Genomic DNA, 18,196 nt, shown 5'->3' with positions numbered 1-18,196 from the left:
CCCTCCTCACACGACGACGATCGCGACGACGAGCATCTGCAGCACGGCGGCGGGGATCAGGACCGTCCAGGCCGCGGTCATCGCGCGGTCCATGCGCAGTACGGGCAGGTGCCTGCGCGTCCACACCAGGAGGGCGAGGACGGCGCACGCCTTCAGCAGCGACCACAGCCACGCCGGCAGCAGCGGACCGGACCCGCCGCCGAGGAACAGCGGCACGGCGACGGCCGCGGCCACCGTCAGCAGCCCGTACCGTCCCGCCAGGAAGACGAGCCGGTCGGGTCCGGACAGCTCGGCCAGGACGCCCCCGGCCACGTCGCCGCCGGCGGGGTGGCCGAACGGCCCCCAGAACGCCATCGCCGCCGCCGACACCAGGTAGACGGCGAACGCGACCGGCATCCACACCGCGAACCACAGCCCGTCCTGCGCGTCGCCGATCACCCGCAGGTCCAGCGAGTGGGCGCCGAGCGCCGCGGTGATGAGCGCGAACATGTGCGGCAGCTCGTACGCGAGCCCCTGCGCGAGGAACCGGTACCCGCCGACCAGCCCGAACGCCGCGTTGACGCCCCACCCCGCCAGCCACACCGACGCCCAGGCCACGACCTCCATCGCGTTGAACCAGACGACGCCGACGCTCGTCCCGACCGCCGCGCTCCCGCCGAGCGGCACGACGAGGGCCGCGAGCGCCGCCGCCACCGGCAGCGAGATCACCCCGATCCTGGTCAGCAGCACATCGGACTCGGCGGTGACACGCCGCTGCGAGGTCAGCAGGCGCGCCGCCTCGCGGAACGGCTCGGCAGGACGTCCCGCGAGCGCGCCGTTCAGCGAGGCCGCCGCGAGCGCGAGCACCCCGAGCACGAGGACCTCAGCCATCGGCGCCCGCCCCGAGATCCGGATCGAGGCTCGCGACGATCAGCCGTGCCTGAGCCAGCTCGGCCCCTTCCAGCAGCGACGGCATGGCCTCCAGCACCTCGCCCCAGGGAGCGCGAGGCGGGCAGGGGCGCCCTTCCAGGGACGCGCCGATCTCCCGCAGCCACCCGTCCAGCCGGCGCTGCACGTCGCCGACGCCTCGCGTCATCCACCGCAGGGCCCACGAGCGCCGGACCTTCCGCGCGAACGCGGCGAACCGCCTCGCCAGCGCATCGCCGGGCGCGCCCCTCAACGCCTCGTCCCGCAGGACGGCCGCGCGGTCCGCGGCCGCCTCCCATCCCGCGACGCGCAACAGCCGCGACACGCTGTCGAGACGCCCGGCCGCCTCCCGCTCCTCCGTCCAGAACGTCCCGCCGCCCGTGTCGACGGCGGTGACCTCGGCGGCCTGGACGACGTCCCCCTGCAACACCAGGTCGACCCGCAGCCCCGCGGGCCAGTACGGCAGGACGGGACCGAGCGGGACGTGCAGGACGTCCAGCCGTAACCCGTCCCGGTCGTCCGCCCGATCGGCCATGCCGGCGTCCAGGTCCAACGCCTCCCGAGAACCGCCGGCGACCCCCTCCAGGTCGGACGGCGAGGCGAGGACCCGCGGCTCGGGCATGTCCCGCCACACGACATCGATGGCGCCGGCCAGCGCGGGGCCGGGATTCCCGCACACCACGAGCATCCCCGTCTCCCCCGGCGACAGCGCGGGGCGCCACCCCCGCGACCGGAGCGCGCCCTCGGCCGCGAGCCGGTCCCGCGTCCCGTCCGCCGCCTGCACGACGAGGGGGCGCGGGGCCGCGAACCGGCTCAGGCCCACCGCAGCGCCCCCTCCCGCCAGGCGTACAGGACGCCGACCAGCAGCAGCGCCAGGAAGACGAACATCTCCACGACCGCCTTGACGCCGATCGACGCGACGACGAGCGCCCACGGGTACATGAAGACCATCTCCATGTCGAAGGCGAGGAAGATCATCGCGACCGTGTACCAGCGCACGTGGTACCGCGACAGCGCGTGCTCCGCCGGCCGCGCCCCCGACAGGAACGGCCCGCTCTCGAACTCCTTGGGCGCCGTCACGAACGAGACGGCGTAGACCCCCGCCACGACGGCCCCCACCAGCCCGAGGACCGAGAGGACGACGGCGTACGGAGGCATTGCCCCTCCGGGGTACGGGTGGACCGGGCGCTAGTCCGCCTCTACCTGATCAGCCCGTGATCGAAACATCGCCGGCGCGGTCAGGCGTGCCGCTCGCGGTCCGCCTCGGCGGCGGCGAGGATCATCTCGTCCACGACCCAGCGCGCCTCCGGGGACAGGTCCACGAGGGCGCGCAGCACCTCGGGCCGGATGATGCCGTGCTCGACGTCCCGGCGCAGCGCCTTCAGCGTCAGATCGTCGCCGATCGGGTCGGACTCGCTGGAGAAGCCGAAGTAGCCGATCGGCACGCCGAAGAACGTGGCGAGTGCCGTCAGCGTCTTCAGCTGCGGGTTCTCCTGCCGGCCGGTGCGCAGCTTCCACACGGTGGTGGACGAGATGTCCTCGCCGGTGGCCCGCGCGATGGCGGCGGCCGTCTCGACGTTGTTGCGCGGCGGCCGGTCCTCCGCCGGCCACAGGTTCTGGATCAGCCACTCGACCTTCTCGGCGAGCGACGCCCCGGGCGGCACTTCCTCGGCTCGGCGCTGCATTCGGCTCCCTCCCCCGTCACCAGTGATTTAAGTTGACCACATTCGCGTTCGTCAGCCAAGGACATGAACCGTGGCGCCGGGACCACAGGGGTAGTCCGGGTCCGGCTCTCAGGTCGCAGGCCCCTCATCCCCTGCGGTGAACTTTGCCATGAGGCATTGCAAAGAGGCTTTGCAACTCTTAGCGTCCCTCCCATGAAGGAGCAACCGGTCCCGGAGGTGATCACCGATCCGCGGCAGGTGCGGCTGCTCGCGCACCCGCTGCGGCAGCGGATCGCCGAGATCATGAGGCGCGGGCCCGTCTCGTCCACCACGCTCGCCCGCGAGCTGGGCGAGAGCACCGGCTCGACGAGCTACCACCTGCGGCAGCTCGCCAAGTACGGGTTCGTCGAGGAGGTCCCGGAGCTCGCGCGCGGACGGGAGCGCTGGTGGCGGGCGGTGCCCGGCGACCGGCGGCTGCCCCCGTACGGCGAGCAGTCACCGGGCATGCGCGAGGCGGTGGAGGAGCTGACCCGGCTGGAGTTCGCGAACGAGCTGGAGATGCTCACGCGCTACATGCGGGAACGCGACGGGATGGGCCCCTGGGCGGACGCCCTGCTCTTCTCGTTCTCCACCATCACGCTCACGCCGGAGCAGGTGCGCCCCTTCTTCGAGGAGTACATCGCGCTCCTCTACCGCTACAAGCGCGCCGACGGCGACCCGCCGCCGGACGCGCGGACCCTGCACGCCAGATTCCTGGCGTTCCCGGAGGTCTGAAGCCCGGACCGCCGAGTTGCCCCTCGGCGGCCCGGGCGGGCGGAAGCCCGCATCACCACGCCGAACGGCGTGTTCTCACGCAACGCGAACCCCCACGGAAAGGAGAGCACCTCATGCTGCTCTCACGCAAACGGCATCTGCTGAAATGGGCGGTGCTGCTGTTCTGGGTCGCGGTCACGGCCGTGGCCGTCCCGCTCGCGAGCCGGCTGCCGGACGTCGTCCAGGCGAACTCCTCCGCGGAGCTGCCGCGCGGCGCCCAGTCGACCCAGGCCGACGAGCTGGCGTCCCGGTTCCCGGACGGCGAGCTGGCGCCGGGCATCATCGCCTACGTCCGCCCGTCCGGCATCACCCCGGCCGACCGCGCCAAGGCCGAGGCCGACCGGCGGGCCCTCGCGCCGGTCGCCGCCGGGACGATCGCGCCGGCGGCCCCGTCCCGCGACGGCAGGGCGCTCATGCTGACCGTCCCGCTGCGGGACGGCGACACGCTGTCCGACCAGGCCGGCAAGCTCCGCGACCGGTCGCGCGTGGACGCGCCGCCGGGCCTCGACATCCACCTGACCGGCCGGGCCGGTGCCGCGCTGGACGTCGGGGACGCGTTCGAGAAGGTCGACAAGCGCGTCCTGCTCGCCACGATCGTCCTGGTCACCGCCGTCCTGCTGGTCACCTACCGCAGCCCCGTCCTGTGGCTGCTGCCCATCGTGAACGCGGCGATCGCGCTCCAGGTCAGCGGCGCCGCCGTCTACCTCCTCGGCGAGCACGCCGGGCTCTACGTCGCGGACGGGACGTCCACCATCCTCAACGCGCTCGTCTTCGGGATCTCCACCGACTACGCGCTGCTCCTGCTCGCCCGCTACCGGGAGGAGCTCCGCCGCCACGAGGACCGGCACCGGGCGATGGCGGCCGCCCTCCGCCGCGCGGCCGCCCCGATCACCGCGTCCGCCGCGACGGTGTCGCTCGGCCTGCTGTGCCTGCTCGCGGCCCGCATGGGCTTCAACTACGCGCTCGGCCCGATCGGCGCCCTGGGCGTCATCGGCGGCCTGGTCGTCGTGATGTCCCTGCTCCCCGCCCTGCTCGTCATCCTCGGCCGCTGGGTCTTCTGGCCCCGCATCCCCCGCCACGGCGACCCGGCCCCCACCCGCGGCCTGTGGGACCGGATCGGCCACCGCGTCGCCGCCCGCCCCCGCCTGGTCTGGGTCGGCGGCCTGGCCGTCCTCGCCGCCCTCGCCGCGGGCTGCCTCGGCATCAACACGGGCCTGGACCGCGCCCACTTCCTCACCACGACGCCCAGCTCGACGATCGGCGAACGCGTTCTCGCCGAGCACTACCCGGGCGGGCAGGGCCGCCCGCTCCAGGTCATCGCGGAGGACCCGGCACCCGTGGCCGCCGCCCTCCGGCAGCACCCCGGCGTCGCCCGCGTGGGAGAGCCTCAGCCCTCGACCGACGGCCGGCTGGCCAGGCTCGACGTCGTCCTGACCTCGCCACCCGACAGCGAGGCGGCGAAGGACACCGTCCGCGACCTCCGGCGCACCATCCCGGACGCGACGATCGGGGCGGGCACCGCCAGCGCGATCGACCTCGCCGACGCGCAGTCACATGACCGCCGCGTGGTGATCCCGCTGATCCTGGGAGTCGTCCTGCTCATCCTGGTCGCGCTGCTCCGCGCACTCGTCGCGCCCCTGCTGGTGATCGGCACGGTCGTCGCGTCCTACTTCGCCGCGCTCGGCACCGCCTGGCTGCTGTTCGAGTACGCCTTCGGGTTCCCCGCGGTCGACATCCAGGTCGCCCTCATGGGCTTCCTGTTCATGGTGGCGCTCGGGGTCGACTACAACCTGTTCCTCGTCTCACGCATCCGCGAGGAGGTCGCCGGTGCGGGCCACCACGCCGGCGTCCTGCGCGGCCTGGGCCTCACCGGCGGCGTGATCTCCAGCGCCGGCCTCGTCCTCGCCGCGACGTTCGGCGTCCTCGGCCTCATGCCGGTCACGATGATGGTGCAGATCGGCGTCCTGGTCTCCCTGGGCGTCCTGCTGGACACCTTCTTCGTCCGCTCGGTCATCGTCCCGGCCCTCGCCCTGGACACGGGCACCCGCTTCTGGTGGCCCGCCCGCCGCGGGACCGGTCCCGCGCGAAGCTGGGACACTGACGTCCCATGACCCACAACCCCACACGAACCCGGGCCGCCGTCGCCGGCCTCGCGCTGGCACTGGCCTGCGCCGGCTGCGGCGGCTCCGGCGGCTCCGGCGACTCCGGCGACTCCGGCGACTCCGCGGAGGCGACGTCACCGCCCGCCGGCACCACCGACGCCGCACAGAGCCCGGCACCGTCCCCGACCTTCCCGAAGGCCGCGGACGGGACGAAGGCGAGCGCCTGCCGCGATGGGCGGTGCGAGATCCTGGTCACCAAGCGGACGAAGATCCCCATCGACCGCCGTTTCGGCCTCGCCACCCTCTCCTTCGCCCCCACCGATCTGACCTGGCGGTACACCTATCCGAACGGTGGAAGCGGAAGCATGAAGTTCCTGGAGCCGCCCTACACCGGTTCGGTGGCGGGCCCGACCGCCAAGCAGGGCCTGAGCCTCCGCGTGGTCGCCAGCGACGGCTCCAAGGCCGTCATCTCCCTGTCCCCCGGCAGCTGAGCGACAAAAAAACCGCAGATCGCCGATGACGGCGTCTGCGGTGCGTGGTACCCCCGAGCGGATTCGAACCGCCGTTACCGCCTTGAGAGGGCGGCGTCCTAGGCCACTAGACGACGGGGGCCGGACTATGAACCCCAGCGATCTCCCGCCCGGGCGCCCCCCACCTTACCGGTCCCCGACCCCCACCTCGACCCGATTTTCGGAAGGCACACAAAACCCCAAAACCGGAAAGGAACAACGAAAAAACGAAACTCGGACGTCGCAGAGAAAGCCCTCTATGCGTACGCCTCAGCCCACGTTCGGGCGAAGCCCGAACAGCCGGGGGTTCCAGGGGGTCGCCCCCTGGGAAGACACTGCGGGCCCGGCGAAATCGAGCAAAGCTCGATAAGCACACCGACCCGCCCCGTACCCCCGAGCGGATTCGAACCGCCGTTACCGCCTTGAGAGGGCGGCGTCCTAGGCCACTAGACGACGGGGGCGTGGTCCGCGTGAGGCGGACGCAGCTGGGGTACCAGGACTCGAACCTAGACTAAGTGAACCAGAATCACTCGTGCTGCCGATTACACCATACCCCAGTGAGGTACGGGCTCCCGGGCCGTCTCCGGCCTGGTCGCTCGCGCCTCGATGAGAATACAGGACCTTGGGAGAAGGGCCAAAACGATTGGTGGCGCGGCGTGGTCACCGGGTGAAGTCGGGCGGCCCGATGTGCTCGCGGCCCCAGTCGACGAGGGGGCGCAGGCGCCGCCAGGACGTTCGCACCCGGGCGGCCACCTCCTCGGCGTCGGCCATCCAGGGGTCGGCGGGCCAGCCCTCGTGGGCGTAGAGGGAGCGGTGCCGGAGCAGGTCGAGCCGCGGATGGTCCGGAGGCGTGCCGCGGGGCCGGGTCTTGAGCCGGTCGCCCGCGATCTCCATGCCGGCGCCGCGGAGGTCGTCCACGATGGCCTGGAGCTCGGCCCCGTCGGTGTCGGAGCCGGCGGCTTCGCGGTAGCGGCGTAGCTGGTCCGGGGTCGGCGCGTACATGCCCCCGGCGACCATGAGGCCGTCCGCGTCGACCTGGAGGTAGAAGCCCTCACTCGTGTGGCCGCCCTGATGGGTCTTGTACGGCGACTTGTCCTTGCTGAACCGCACGTCCCGGTACGGGCGGAAGAGTTTGACCGCGCCGAACTCGTCCTCCAGCACGGCGCACAGCTCGATCAGCGGTTCGCGCACGTGCCGCTCGTAGACGTCCTTGTGGGACGTCCAGTAAGACTTGCTGTTGTCGGCCTGGAGGCCCTCGTAGAACGAGAACGCCTCGTCGGTGAAGCCGGCGGACACCACTGGCCTCCTCAGTCGCGGGCGATGACCCGGTTGGTGAGGCCGCCGATGCCCTCGACGGTGACCGTCACCTCGTCGCCGATCTCCAGCGGGCCGACGCCGGCCGGGGTGCCGGTGAGGATGACGTCGCCGGGCAGCAGCGTCATGACCTGGCTGACGTACTCGACCAGCGCCGGCACGTCGTGCAGCAGCAGGGACGTGCGGGCCTCCTGCCGGACCTCCCCGTTGACGGTCGTGGAGATCGCCAGGTCGCCGGGGTCGGCCTCGGTCTCGATCCACGGGCCGATCGGGCAGAACGTGTCGAAGCCCTTGGCCCGCGTCCACTGCCCGTCCTTCTTCTGCAGGTCGCGGGCGGTGACGTCGTTGGCGCAGGTGTAGCCGAGGATGACCTCGGCGGCGCGGGACGCCGGCACCTCGCGGCACATCCGGCCGATGACCACGGCGAGCTCGCCCTCGTGGTCGACGCGCTCGGTGAGCTTGCGCGGGTAGGTGATCGCCTCTCCCGGGCCGATCACGGCGGTGGACGGCTTGGAGAACAGCACCGGCTCCGCGGGCGGCTCGTCCCCGCCCATCTCGCGGACGTGGTCGGCGTAGTTCTTCCCGATCGCGATGATCTTGCTGGGCAGGATCGGGGCGAGCAGCCGGACGTCGGCGAGCGGGAGGCGCTGCCCGGTGAAGGTCAGCTCACCGAACGGGTGCGCCGCGATGACGGCGATGGTGTTCTCCTCCACCACTCCGAAGGACATGCCCTCGTCGGTGGAGAACCTGGCGATACGCATGGTCGAGAGCCTAGTACGGCGCTCAGAAGCCGCACGCCTTGCCGTTCAGCTTGCAGCTCTTCGGGGTGGACGCGGGACCGGCCGCGCCGAACTGGACGTCCCACGTGGCGCCCGGCGGGATCGCGGGCGCGCCCTCCAGGTTCCTGATCTCGACGGTCGAGCCGCCGTGCACCAGCCGCGCGCCCCAGATGTTCTTCACGTCCGCCCGCGGCGCCTGGAACGTCAGCTTCCACGTCTTCATGGGCTTGCTCGTGCGGTTCGTGATGACCATCTTGCCCTCGAAGTACCCCTCGTCCTGCTGGACGAGCTGGTAGGTGATGCCCTTGCCCTTGACCAGCGGGCCGATCGGCGCGGTGGTCACCGGGGGCGAACCGGGCTGCGGGGACCCGGGCCGGCCGGGCTGCTGCCCGCCGGGCGGCTGCGCGGACGGTCCGCCGCTCGGCGGCGCCGCGGGCGACCCGCTGGGCGCGGGCCCGCCGGGCGACGCCGGACCCGTGCCGCCGCCTTCGGACGCCGGGGTGCTCGCCGCCGGGGAGGTCTTCCCGCCGGCCTTCCCCTCGGTCTCCGAGCCCCGGTTGACCAGCAGCATCGCGACCGCGGCGATGGCGAGGACCACCACCGTGGCGACCAGCGCGATCACGATCAGCGTGCGGCCGGAGCGTGACGGGGACGACCCGCCGGGCAGTCCGCCGGACGGCGAGACGGCGGGCGTCGGCAGCGGCGGGACGGGCGGCTGGGGCGGCGGAGGCGTCCCCTGCGCGGACGGCGGGGTCCCGGGCATGGCGTAGGCGAACGCCGGGCCCTGCTCGCCGGGGTTCGTGCGCTCTCCCTCCGAGGAGAACTGCTCGGTCCAGGGCGCCTCGGCGGGCGCCGGCTGCTCGTGCGCCACCGGCTGCCCGACCGGCGGCTGCTCGGGCGCGGGCGCATGCCCGTGCGCGAACGCCTGGTCGGGGGCGGTCGCCTCCTCGGGGGCGGGCGCCTGCTCGGGTGCCGGCGCCTGCGCCTGCTCGGGGACGGGCGCCTGCGCGTACTCCGGCACCGGGATGGAGCTGAACTCGAACGCCACCGCCTCGCCGTGAAGCGGGACGTCAGGAGCCGGCACGGCGGGCTGCTCCACCGGGACATCGGCCACGGTGACGGGGGCCTCCTCCTCGGGCGCCTCGGGCTCGTCCGGCGTCACCTCGACGAACGTGACCTCCGCGCCACCGGACGGGAGGTCCTGGTAGGTCGCGTCCTCGACGGCGTCCTGGAAGGTCTCTTCGGGATCGTCGACCGGATCGTCCTGGTAGGTCGCCCCCGGGTCGCCCAGGTAGGCCGCCTCTGGGCCGTCCACGTAGGTCGTCTCCGGGTCGTCCTCGGGGTCGTCGGACGGAAGTTCCCGGAAGGTCACGCCGGCGAGGTCGTCCACGGGCCCGTCCACGACGGTCGCGTCGGCTCCCGGGGCCGTGTCCTCGGGCGCACCGGATTTGCCGGGAACGCGGAACTCGGCGGTCGTCTTGTGGTCCGGGGGAACGTACCCGGGCTCCTCGCCGCTCAACTCGGCCACCTTCCACTGTCGTCGATCTCATGGAGTCCGACGACGGGCGCGGCGGTTCGGTTCACGCCCGGCCGGAAGGCGTCATCCCGCCGGGGACGGTTCGAACCCGCGGCGCGCGGCCTGCCGCAGCTGCCGGTTGAGCATGTCGGTGATCAGCTCGATGGCGTCCGGGGTGGTGGCGGCCTGGGCGCCGCTGAGCCAGCGGGCGGCCTCGGCCAGCAGGTCGTCGGCGGAGTCGGCGGCGCCCGCGTCGGCCAGCCGGCCGAGCACGGCGCCGAGGCGGAGCGCGGCGTCGGCGCGGCCGGCCTCGGCGGCCCGCCGGTACCAGCCGGCGGCCTGCTCCAGATCGTCCTCGCGCTCGTACATCTCGCCGAGGCCGAAGGCGATGTCCGCCCAGGTCCCGTCCGTCGGACGCCCGAGGTCCTCGGGGCTCCAGGGGCGGACAGGCATAGGATCACTCCGGCAGGTCGGTTCGTCGGAACGCGGCACGCGGAAACCTCGCACGTGCCGTGCAGATCCTCATAGTGGATCCTCCACCAGAAATCCGCCACCCGTTTCGCCACTTTTGGCGGATTTTCTCCGTAGCAGCGCCGCTACGCACGGAAAGGTCCTCGTTCTTTCGAACGAACGACCTCAGACCGTGTACCGGACGAGCTCGTCCTCGAACCCGTCATGACCCGCGGCGAAGGACCGCAGAGAAGCCGGCGCGCCCTCGCCGCCCCGCTCCAGCAGCCCGGGAACGGACCTCGGGTCGGGCAGGACGGAGTCCCCGAGCCGGACGGGGTCGCGCAGTACGGTGCGGACGCCGGGTTCCCCGGAGACGAACTCGCCGAGCACGAAGCCCTCGGACTCGTTCCACACCAGGGCCCGCAGCCCGAGGACGAAGGTGGCGTCCCGCGGATCGGACGGATCGAGCCAGACGTTCGAGAGCGGCACCCCGCGCGCCTGCAGCGCGTCGCCGACGCGGGTGACGTACCCGCGGGTGACGTCGACGAAGGGGTCCGGGTGAGGCAGGGGTCGCATACGGCCGATCACTGGTCATCCCTCTCTTCGGTCACTAGAAGTATGAGGGAAAAGATCCGTTATGTCCCGTTTCTGGGCGGAGAAATCCGCCTGAAGGCAGGCCAAACTCCCCCTTTGGCCACATACCTCCCTTCAGTCTCCCCGGACTCCCCCGTCCTACGGTCGTCAGGGTGCCGCGCTCGCGGCGGCCGGCCGGAGCCGGAGACGTGGAAGCGGCGCGGCCGGCGCGTACCGGGGCACGATCACCGCGGCGCAGGCGCCCGCGCAGAAGATCGCGGTCAGCCGGGCCGGCGCGCCGGCCCGGCGGCCCAGCTCGGCCGTGAGCAGCAGGACCGCGATCCCGCCGACCACGGCGCCGGGCCGCGGCTCGCGCTCCGCACGGGGCTCGGCGGCCGGGGTGAGCACGAGACGCGGATGGGCACGCTCGGTCGGCTCCTCAACCGCGGCGGTGCGCTCCCGGCCGTCGGCGGCCGTCGGGTACGGGACGCCCGGCGCCGGGTCCATCAGGCTGTCTTCCACGTCGAACTCCTTGGGTCAGCGGCGCGCTCGGCGGCGACCGGAGATCATGCGCCCGTCCGCACGGGCCGGACCGGCGGCGTCCTGTCCGCCGGCACCGAGACGTTGACCAGCGGGCCCCGCCGGCCGACCGCCGGCGACGGCGCCGCCATCCGGCTGCGGAACTGCAGGTCCCTCGTGCGGTAGCCCATCAGGGCGACGTAGAGCGCCAGGGTCAGGAACAGTGCCGCGGGACCGAAGATCCACAGAGCGACCATCATGGTGAACCCTCCTCCGAGTGTTCGCGGTATCCCTTACATCCCGAACATCCTGCTGGTAGAGTTGTCCGAGTTCTCAACCGGTCGACTTGTACCAACAAGTTCCCTCACTCAACTTGTTACCATTCCTAGAGATTGCAAACACGTTGGGCGGGAACTACTTGTTCAAGAGTTAAGTCCGGTTCGATGTACGTTGCTTGTCCGGCTCAGCGGTACCAGTCGAGCGGACAGGGAGGGGAGCGGTTCGGATGGCTCGCACGACGCCCGCCCGGTGGCGCGACATAGCCGATGACCTGCTCCGCCGCATCGAGTCGGGCGACCTCGCCCCCGGCGAGGGGACGGCCGGCCGGCGGCGCCTCCCCGCCGAGAAGGAGCTCGAAGCGCACTACAAGGCGTCCCGCAACACCGTCCGCGACGCGCTGTCCTGGCTGCAGCAGCAGGGATACGTCGTGTCCCAGCAGGGCAAGGGGACCTTCGTCGTCGGCCGGCCCAACATCGTCCACGTGACGCTCTCCGCGGTGGCGCTGGGCCTCGCACCGGGCAGCGGTTCGGGCGAGTGGTACAACCGGGACGCCTTCATCCCCGTGCACCGCGACGTCACGGTGTCGCAGGTCAAGGTGGAGGTCCAGGAGGGCACCAAGGTCATCGCCCGGTACCTGCAGTCCGACCCCGGCGCCGAGCTCATCTCCCGGCACCAGGAGATCTTCCTCGACGACCGCCCGTGGGCGCTGCAGACCTCGTTCTACCCGCTCGACTTCGCCACCGGCGGCGCGTCGCGGCTCCTCTCGCCGCGCGACATCCCCGAGGGCGCGGTCGCCTACCTGGGCGAGACGCTCGGCTACAGCGAGGTCGGCTTCCACGACGAGATCAAGGTCCGCGTCCCGGACGAGAACGAGAAGCGGTTCTTCGGCCTCGGCGACTCCGCGGCCGACGTCGTCTTCGAGACGGTCCGGACCGCCTACTCCCCTGACGGCAAGGCGTTCCGCCTCACCGTGACGGTCTGGCCCGCCGACCGGACACGGCTCCACTACAACGACGGAAAGGTACCCGAAGACGTCCTCAGGGCGCCCGGTCTGGCGCCGGCCGAGGACACTCCGCACGAATCCCCACCGGACGACGGCGCCGGAAGCGGATAGATCGCCGCCGCCCCGACCACGGCGGCAGTCTCACACCTATCCACACGCCCCCCTTCCCGACCGGCTCGGAGCCTCGGCTCCCGGCGGCCAGGAGGCGGGGGCTCGGTTTTTTCTCGGAGTCAGGAGCACGTGGACACACCAACCATGGCCCGCCAGCGCAGCCGGGCCCGCCACGCCGGTCACCACATCCGCCTCGCTCGTCCGGACGAACTGCGGGACGTCCTCGACCTCATCGACCACGCCGCCCGCTGGCTGCGGGAGGAGAAGAACACCACGCAGTGGGCCCGCCCATGGCCGAGCGAGGACGACCGCACCAAACGCGTGTACGAGGCCCTCCTCAACAAGGAGACCTGGCTCCTGTTCGACGGCGAGCTCGCGATCGGCACCGTCTCCATCCGGCTGATCGGCCACGAGGAGCTCTGGACGCCGGAGGAACGCCGGACCGAGGCCGTCTACCTCCACCGCCTGGTCATCCACCGCGACTACGCCGGCCGCGGCCTCGGCGCCGAACTGATCGACTGGGCGGGACGCAAGGGCGCGTCCCGGCAGAAGAACGCGGAACTGATCAGGATCGACGTCTGGACCGACAACACCGAGCTCCACGCCTACTACCGCCGCCAGGGCTTCCAGGACGTCGCGATCCGCAAGACCAGCGACAACACCCCGTCAGGCGCCCTCTTCCAGAAACCCCTACCATCCCGGACACCCACAAGGCACCATCACATCATCGAACAGATCCACCTCCGCTGACCCCGCCCCCCGCCGCCGAGAAGGGAACGTCATGGCAGGCAGGGTCTCCAAGTACTCCGAGATCGCCTCCGACCTCAGAGCCAAGATCGACAACGGGACGCTCGGCCCTGGCGTCCAGCTGCCGACGGAGAAAGAACTGGCGGACAGCTGGGGGGTGTCACCCAACACGATCAAGAAGGCCGTCAACGAGCTCCGCCAGGAAGGCCTCGTCGAGACCGTCCCACAGAAGGGCAGCTTCGTCGCCGAGCCCGCCGCGCCCTTCGTCATCACCCTGAACCACACGGACCTGGGCGAGGGGAACGCGCTCGGACGCGGATTCGGCGGCGGCGAGGGCAAGGCGTTCGTGGCCGAGGCGCAGCGCCAGGGCCATCGGACGCATTCGTCGAAGCCCGAAGTCCAGGTCGAGGACGCCGACAGCGCGCAGATGGAGGCGCTCGGGATCAAGCCCGTCCCGCCGGACTCACCTCAGAAGCCGCAGGTGGTACGCCGCTCCCAGGAGCGGTTCGTGGACGGCAAGCCGAACTCGCTCCAGCACTCCTACTTCAAGCTCGAACTCGCGATCCAGGCTCAGGCGCTCCTCAAGTCCGTCGACATCGAAGAGGGGACCGTGGCCTATCTGCAGAGCCGCGGCCATGAGCAGACCGGCTACGAGGACGAGTTCGACGCGCGCCCTCCGAGGGACGAGGAGCTGAGGTTCTTCGGACTCTCCCGAGGCAGCCTCGCCGTCATCGAACACAAACGCACCGCATACGACCAGAACGGTGAGCCCTTCCGCCTCACCATCACCGTCTACAAGCCCGGCACCAACAAGATCCGATTCATAGCCGGAGACGTCCCCGAAACGGTCTGGCAACACGATTCCTGACCTCGTCTCACCAGCACCCACGTGCCCGGTCTCGGTGAGGGTCAGACGAAGCGGACGAGCATGAGGTCGGAGTCGGGGGTCTTGCGCCAGTAGACGGCGCCGGGTTCGCGGGACATGTTCTCGATCTCGCCGGCGATGATCAGGGCGCGGTTGATGCAGTCGGTCTTGTTGTAGCCGGTCTGCTCCTGGAGGCGCTGGAGGGCCTGGACGGCCTTGCCGGTCAGGTTGATGGTCACGCGCTCGTTCTGCGGAACGGCCTCGGCGCGGTGGCTCGGGGCGGCCGGGTCCCGGCCGGTGCCCGGCGCGTCGGAGGCTGCTCGGTTGTTCGTCATGAGCGCTTTCTCCCATCCCGGGGGGCGTGAAGCCCGGTCCGCCGTGCGGGCCGGGATCCGCCGGTCAGGCGATCGTGCGGTCCTTCGTCAGCAAACCCATGCCCCGCATACAGGGGGTACGGGGGAGGTTCCCTCGGTTCGTGCTCCGGAAACCTCCGATGCTCAGCATCGCATCACTCTCGCCATCAGGATACGTAATCGTCACCGTGTTTTGTACAGCCTTCGTATGGCTTTTATATGCATATCGTCCTACCTTGGTCGTGGGGAGACGTGGGGCATGACCAACGCCGGGAGCGGGACGGCGACAGATCGCCGTGCCTTCCCGGGGGAAGGACGACTCCGTGAGCACGAACCGCTGGGTGGCGCGGGCGCGGAGGCGGGTCGCCTCGAACGCCGGCACCGGCGCCATGGACGCCCGCGTCACCGTCCCCGTGACGCTCCTGTCGGTGACCCTGGGGTACGCGCTGGGCGGCTCGGTGAGCGCCGCGATCACCGGCTTCCTGACGTTCCTGTCCTGCCTCGCCGTGAGCGTGACGAACGCCCTCGTCCAGTACCTGCGGTCCGGGACGTTGCACGAGACGTCCGGTCCCCCGCCGGGGGCGGGGGCCGCACTGCCGGCGGTGCCGTTCGCCAGGGAAGTCGTACCGGACGGCGCGGAGACGTTCTGGGACGCGCTGACCGCCGGCGAGCGGCACGCCCTCATCGCGCGGGCGCGCGGGCACGTGTACCGGAAGGAGGAGGTGCTGTGCCGGGAGGGCGGCCGGGCGGGCGAGGTCGTCGTGATCCTGTCCGGCTGGACGCGGGTCTGGGTGCGGGAGGGCGCCGAGCAGCGGATCGTCGCGTTCCGGGGCGCCGGGGAGCTGGTCGGCGAGCGGGCGGCGCTGACCGTGCGGGACCGGTCCGCGACCGTGACGGCGGAGAGCGACGTCCAGGCGCTGAGGATCGGCGCGCAGGACTTCGCGGCCTTCCTGGACGGCAGCCCCCGGGTCCGGGCCGTCCTCGAACAGCAGGTCTACCGGCGGCAGGTCGAGCGGCTCGGCCCGCCCGAGCTGCCGCAGGGAGCGCTCGGAAACTGCTCGATCCTCATCACCGACATCACCGGGTTCAGCTCGCCGGTGCGCACCGACGCCGACCGCGGGTACGTGCTGGACGCCATGTACGACCTGATGGGCGAGGCGTTCGGGGCGTCCGCGCTCGACCTGTCGCACCTGTACCAGGAGGACCGCGGCGACGGGGCGCTGGTGATCGTGCCGGCGACGACGCCGACGGAGGCGGTCGTGGACCCGATGGTGGCGCACCTGGCGGCGGCGCTGCGGCGGCACAACCGGCGCGCCGCCGAGGCCACCCGGCTGCAGCTGCGGGCCGCGCTGCACGTCGGTCCCGTGCGGCGCGGCCCGAAGGGCGTGGCCGGCGGCGCCATCATCACCACCCGCCGGATGGTGGACGCGCCCGCGGTGAAGCGGCGGGTCGCCGAGACGGGCGCCGACCTGGCCTTCGTCGCGTCCGACTTCGTGTTCGACACGGTGATCACGCCCGCGCCGGGCCTGGTCGACCCGGCCCGCTACACGCGGGTCCGGGTGCGGGTGAAGGAGACCTCGGCGTGGGCGTGGCTGATGCTGGAGGGCGGCAAGTCGCGGCTCAGGGCGGTGTAGCCGTCAGGACCGGACGAGGTCCTGGTAGTCGGGGTGCCTGCCGATCCACTTCTTGATGAAGGGGCACAGCGGGACGGCCGACAGCCCCTTCGCGCGGACGTCGTCCAGCGCGCCCCGGGCCAGGGAGCCGCCCACGCCCTTGCCCTCGAACGCGGGGTCGACCTCGGTGTGGGTGAAGACGACGGCGCCCTCGCCCCGCTCGTACTCGGCGAACCCGGCGAGTTCCCCGTCGAGCCTGATCTCGTAGCGGCTCTTCCCGGCATTGTCGGTGATCTCGGTGCTCATGCCCCGATAATGCCCGGCGGCCCCGGGAGATTCCCGATGCGGGGGACGGGCCCGCCGGTCAGCCCGCCTCGTATCCGGCGCGCAGCAGGCAGTAGGTGACGGCCTCCTCCAGGGCCTGCCAGGACGCGGCGATGACGTTGTCCTCGACGCCGACCGTCCCCCATTCGCGCTCGCCGTCGCTGGACTCGACCAGCACCCTCGTCCGGGCGTCGGTGCCGTGCGCCCCCTCCAGGATGCGGACCTTGTAGTCGACCAGCTCCAGCCGCGCCAGCTCCGGGTAGAGGCGGCCGAGCGCGATCCGCAGCGCGTTGTCGAGCGCGTTGACGGGGCCGTTGCCCTCGCCGGTCGCGATGATCCGCTCGCCCTTGGCGTGCAGCTTGACGGTGGCCTCGCTGACCATGGAGCCGTCGGGACGGCGCTCCACGATCGACCGCCACGACTCGACCTCGAAGTGCCGCTGCCGGACGCCGGTCAGCTCCTCGCGCAGGAGCAGTTCGAAGGAGGCGTCCGCGGCCTCGAAGGTGTAGCCGGTGGACTCCAGCTCCTTCACCTTGCCGACGACCGCCTTGGCCTTCTCGCCGGACAGGTCGTAGCCGAGCTCGCGGCCCTTCAGCTCGACGGACGCCCGCCCGGCCATGCTCGACACCAGCATCCGCATGTCGTTGCCGACGGCGGCCGGGTCGATGTGCTGGTACAGGTCCGGGTCGACCTTGACGGCGGACGCGTGCAGCCCCGCCTTGTGCGCGAACGCCGACACGCCCACGTACGGCTGCTGCGAGCTGGGCGCGACGTTGGTGACCTCGGAGACGGCGTGCGCGATCCGGGTCATCTCGCCGAGCTGCGCGTCCGACACGAGGCTCATGCCCCGCTTGAGCTGCAGGTTCCCGACGACCGTGAACAGGTTGGCGTTGCCGCTGCGCTCGCCGTACCCGTTCGCGCAGCCCTGGACGTGGGTGGCCCCGGCCCTCACCGCGGCCAGCGTGTTCGCGACGGCGCAGCCGGAGTCGTCGTGGCAGTGGATCCCGACCCGGACCCCGTACCCGACGACCTCGTGGACGACCTCGGCCAGCTCGTCCGGCAGCATCCCGCCGTTGGTGTCGCAGAGCGCGACGACGTCCGCGCCCGCCTCGGCGGCGGTGCGGACGGCCTCCAGCGCGTAGGCGCGGTTGGCCTTGTGGCCGTCGAAGAAGTGCTCGGCGTCCAGGAAGACTCGTTGGCCCTCCGCACGCAGGTGGGAGACCGTGTCGCGGATCATCGCGAGGTTCTCCTCCAGCGTCGTGCGGAGGGCCAGCTCGACGTGCCTGTCGTGACTCTTGGCGACCAGGGTCACGACGGGCGCGCCGGAGTCGCGCAGGGCGGCCACCTGGGGGTCGTCGGCGGCCTTCACCCCGGCCCGGCGGGTCGCGCCGAACGCGGTGAGCTGCGCGTGCCTCAGGTCGAGCTCTGTTCGAGCCCGCCTGAAGAACTCGGTGTCCTTGGGGTTGGCGCCCGGCCAGCCGCCCTCGATGAAGCCGATGCCCAGGTCGTCCAGGTGCCGCGCGATGGCGAGCTTGTCGGGCACGGAGAGGTTCAGCCCCTCCTGCTGCGACCCGTCGCGCAGGGTGGTGTCGTAGACGTGGAACGCGTCGCCTTGCATGTGAGGAACCCCCAGAGGGATCAGCCAGGGCACAAAAAAGACCCCTCACGGACGTGAGAGGTCTGCGCGCCGGCGATGTCCCGTTAGCTGCCGGCGCGCCAGCCGATAATCACGAGGCTGTGGCGCATGATGCGCACA

At 71.7% G+C, this 18,196-nt stretch carries 21 protein-coding genes and 3 tRNA genes; 7 read left to right on the top strand and 17 right to left on the bottom strand.

Annotation, left to right across the window (positions count from 1 at the left end; genetic code table 11):
* Positions 1–6: 6 nt before the first annotated feature.
* The 4 genes from K8Z49_RS42565 to K8Z49_RS42550 form a co-directional block, all read right to left on the bottom strand.
* Complete coding sequence (locus tag K8Z49_RS42565; protein ID WP_021596656.1) at positions 7–870, bottom strand: complex I subunit 1 family protein; 864 nt, start codon at positions 868–870, stop codon at positions 7–9.
* Positions 863–1,729 carry a hypothetical protein gene (locus K8Z49_RS42560; protein ID WP_111831779.1) on the bottom strand — a complete coding sequence of 289 codons (867 nt, stop codon included), beginning with the start codon at positions 1,727–1,729 and terminating at the stop codon, positions 863–865. The genes K8Z49_RS42565 and K8Z49_RS42560 overlap by 8 nt, the downstream gene beginning before the upstream one ends.
* A complete protein-coding gene (locus K8Z49_RS42555) occupies positions 1,720–2,064 on the bottom strand; it encodes an NADH-quinone oxidoreductase subunit A (protein ID WP_075019599.1) in 345 nt (114 codons plus the stop codon). Before K8Z49_RS42555 ends, K8Z49_RS42560 begins: the two co-directional genes overlap by 10 nt.
* Positions 2,065–2,144: 80 nt before the next feature.
* On the bottom strand, positions 2,145–2,591 hold the full coding sequence (locus K8Z49_RS42550) for a helix-turn-helix transcriptional regulator (protein ID WP_021596659.1): 447 nt from the start codon (positions 2,589–2,591) through the stop codon (positions 2,145–2,147).
* 192 nt (positions 2,592–2,783) lie between these two features.
* Between K8Z49_RS42550 and K8Z49_RS42545 the strand changes: the two genes are divergently transcribed.
* The 3 genes from K8Z49_RS42545 (at position 2,784) to K8Z49_RS42535 (ending at position 5,976) form a co-directional block, all read left to right on the top strand.
* Complete coding sequence (locus tag K8Z49_RS42545) at positions 2,784–3,344, top strand: ArsR/SmtB family transcription factor (RefSeq protein ID WP_021596660.1); 561 nt, start codon at positions 2,784–2,786, stop codon at positions 3,342–3,344.
* 113 nt (positions 3,345–3,457) lie between these two features.
* Entirely contained in the window at positions 3,458–5,494 is a 2,037-nt protein-coding gene (locus K8Z49_RS42540; protein WP_412516828.1) for an MMPL family transporter, read from the top strand.
* On the top strand, positions 5,491–5,976 hold the full coding sequence (locus K8Z49_RS42535) for a hypothetical protein (protein WP_412516827.1): 486 nt from the start codon (positions 5,491–5,493) through the stop codon (positions 5,974–5,976). Before K8Z49_RS42540 ends, K8Z49_RS42535 begins: the two co-directional genes overlap by 4 nt.
* 45 nt (positions 5,977–6,021) lie before the next feature.
* Here the strand turns inward: K8Z49_RS42535 and K8Z49_RS42530 are convergent.
* The 10 genes from K8Z49_RS42530 to K8Z49_RS42485 form a co-directional block, all read right to left on the bottom strand.
* Positions 6,022–6,097: transfer RNA gene (locus K8Z49_RS42530), tRNA-Glu, on the bottom strand.
* A gap of 285 nt (positions 6,098–6,382) precedes the next feature.
* Positions 6,383–6,455: transfer RNA gene (locus tag K8Z49_RS42525), tRNA-Glu, on the bottom strand.
* Between the two features lie 24 nt (positions 6,456–6,479).
* Positions 6,480–6,551 (bottom strand) — tRNA-Gln (locus tag K8Z49_RS42520).
* A gap of 103 nt (positions 6,552–6,654) precedes the next feature.
* The gene (locus K8Z49_RS42515; RefSeq protein ID WP_024935341.1) at positions 6,655–7,290 is read right to left on the bottom strand and encodes a DUF2461 domain-containing protein; all 636 of its coding nucleotides are present in this window, start codon (positions 7,288–7,290) and stop codon (positions 6,655–6,657) included.
* Positions 7,291–7,301: 11 nt separating this feature from the next.
* On the bottom strand, positions 7,302–8,069 hold the full coding sequence (locus tag K8Z49_RS42510) for a fumarylacetoacetate hydrolase family protein (RefSeq protein ID WP_024935342.1): 768 nt from the start codon (positions 8,067–8,069) through the stop codon (positions 7,302–7,304).
* Between the two features lie 22 nt (positions 8,070–8,091).
* Positions 8,092–9,606 carry a cellulose binding domain-containing protein gene (locus tag K8Z49_RS42505; protein WP_412516826.1) on the bottom strand — a complete coding sequence of 505 codons (1,515 nt, stop codon included), beginning with the start codon at positions 9,604–9,606 and terminating at the stop codon, positions 8,092–8,094.
* An 81-nt stretch (positions 9,607–9,687) separates the two neighbouring features.
* Positions 9,688–10,056, bottom strand: coding sequence for a hypothetical protein (locus K8Z49_RS42500; protein ID WP_075019595.1), 369 nt, complete (start codon positions 10,054–10,056; stop codon positions 9,688–9,690).
* A gap of 183 nt (positions 10,057–10,239) precedes the next feature.
* Positions 10,240–10,629, bottom strand: a complete 390-nt coding sequence (locus tag K8Z49_RS42495; protein WP_075019594.1) for a DUF6292 family protein — start codon at positions 10,627–10,629, stop codon at positions 10,240–10,242.
* A 165-nt stretch (positions 10,630–10,794) separates the two neighbouring features.
* Positions 10,795–11,148 carry a hypothetical protein gene (locus K8Z49_RS42490; protein ID WP_111831785.1) on the bottom strand — a complete coding sequence of 118 codons (354 nt, stop codon included), beginning with the start codon at positions 11,146–11,148 and terminating at the stop codon, positions 10,795–10,797.
* A gap of 44 nt (positions 11,149–11,192) precedes the next feature.
* Positions 11,193–11,405, bottom strand: a complete 213-nt coding sequence (locus K8Z49_RS42485; RefSeq protein ID WP_021596766.1) for a hypothetical protein — start codon at positions 11,403–11,405, stop codon at positions 11,193–11,195.
* A 245-nt stretch (positions 11,406–11,650) separates the two neighbouring features.
* On the opposite strand from K8Z49_RS42485, the gene K8Z49_RS42480 reads away from it, so the two are divergent.
* The 3 genes from K8Z49_RS42480 (at position 11,651) to K8Z49_RS42470 (ending at position 14,153) form a co-directional block, all read left to right on the top strand.
* Positions 11,651–12,538, top strand: coding sequence for a GntR family transcriptional regulator (locus K8Z49_RS42480; RefSeq protein WP_021596765.1), 888 nt, complete (start codon positions 11,651–11,653; stop codon positions 12,536–12,538).
* Between the two features lie 129 nt (positions 12,539–12,667).
* Positions 12,668–13,288: a GNAT family N-acetyltransferase gene (locus tag K8Z49_RS42475; protein WP_143118253.1), complete on the top strand. Its 621-nt coding sequence runs from the start codon at positions 12,668–12,670 to the stop codon at positions 13,286–13,288.
* Positions 13,289–13,319: 31 nt separating this feature from the next.
* The gene (locus K8Z49_RS42470; RefSeq protein WP_111831786.1) at positions 13,320–14,153 is read left to right on the top strand and encodes a GntR family transcriptional regulator; all 834 of its coding nucleotides are present in this window, start codon (positions 13,320–13,322) and stop codon (positions 14,151–14,153) included.
* Positions 14,154–14,194: 41 nt separating this feature from the next.
* On the opposite strand, the gene K8Z49_RS42465 is transcribed toward K8Z49_RS42470, so the two are convergent.
* Positions 14,195–14,485: a hypothetical protein gene (locus tag K8Z49_RS42465; protein ID WP_021596762.1), complete on the bottom strand. Its 291-nt coding sequence runs from the start codon at positions 14,483–14,485 to the stop codon at positions 14,195–14,197.
* A gap of 341 nt (positions 14,486–14,826) precedes the next feature.
* Between K8Z49_RS42465 and K8Z49_RS42460 the strand changes: the two genes are divergently transcribed.
* Complete coding sequence (locus tag K8Z49_RS42460) at positions 14,827–16,137, top strand: cyclic nucleotide-binding domain-containing protein (protein ID WP_021596761.1); 1,311 nt, start codon at positions 14,827–14,829, stop codon at positions 16,135–16,137.
* Between the two features lie 3 nt (positions 16,138–16,140).
* Here the strand turns inward: K8Z49_RS42460 and K8Z49_RS42455 are convergent, their stop codons facing one another.
* Positions 16,141–16,422: a GNAT family N-acetyltransferase gene (locus tag K8Z49_RS42455; protein ID WP_021596760.1), complete on the bottom strand. Its 282-nt coding sequence runs from the start codon at positions 16,420–16,422 to the stop codon at positions 16,141–16,143.
* A 58-nt stretch (positions 16,423–16,480) separates the two neighbouring features.
* Entirely contained in the window at positions 16,481–18,058 is a 1,578-nt protein-coding gene (gene cimA, locus K8Z49_RS42450; RefSeq protein WP_021596759.1) for a citramalate synthase, read from the bottom strand.
* Positions 18,059–18,196: the final 138 nt, after the last annotated feature.

Origin of the sequence: Actinomadura madurae, assembly GCF_047130825.1 — a bacterium.
GTDB lineage: Bacteria > Actinomycetota > Actinomycetes > Streptosporangiales > Streptosporangiaceae > Spirillospora > Spirillospora madurae.
Note: the sequence above shows the minus strand (reverse complement) of the source record. Positions and strands in the feature narration are given on the sequence as shown.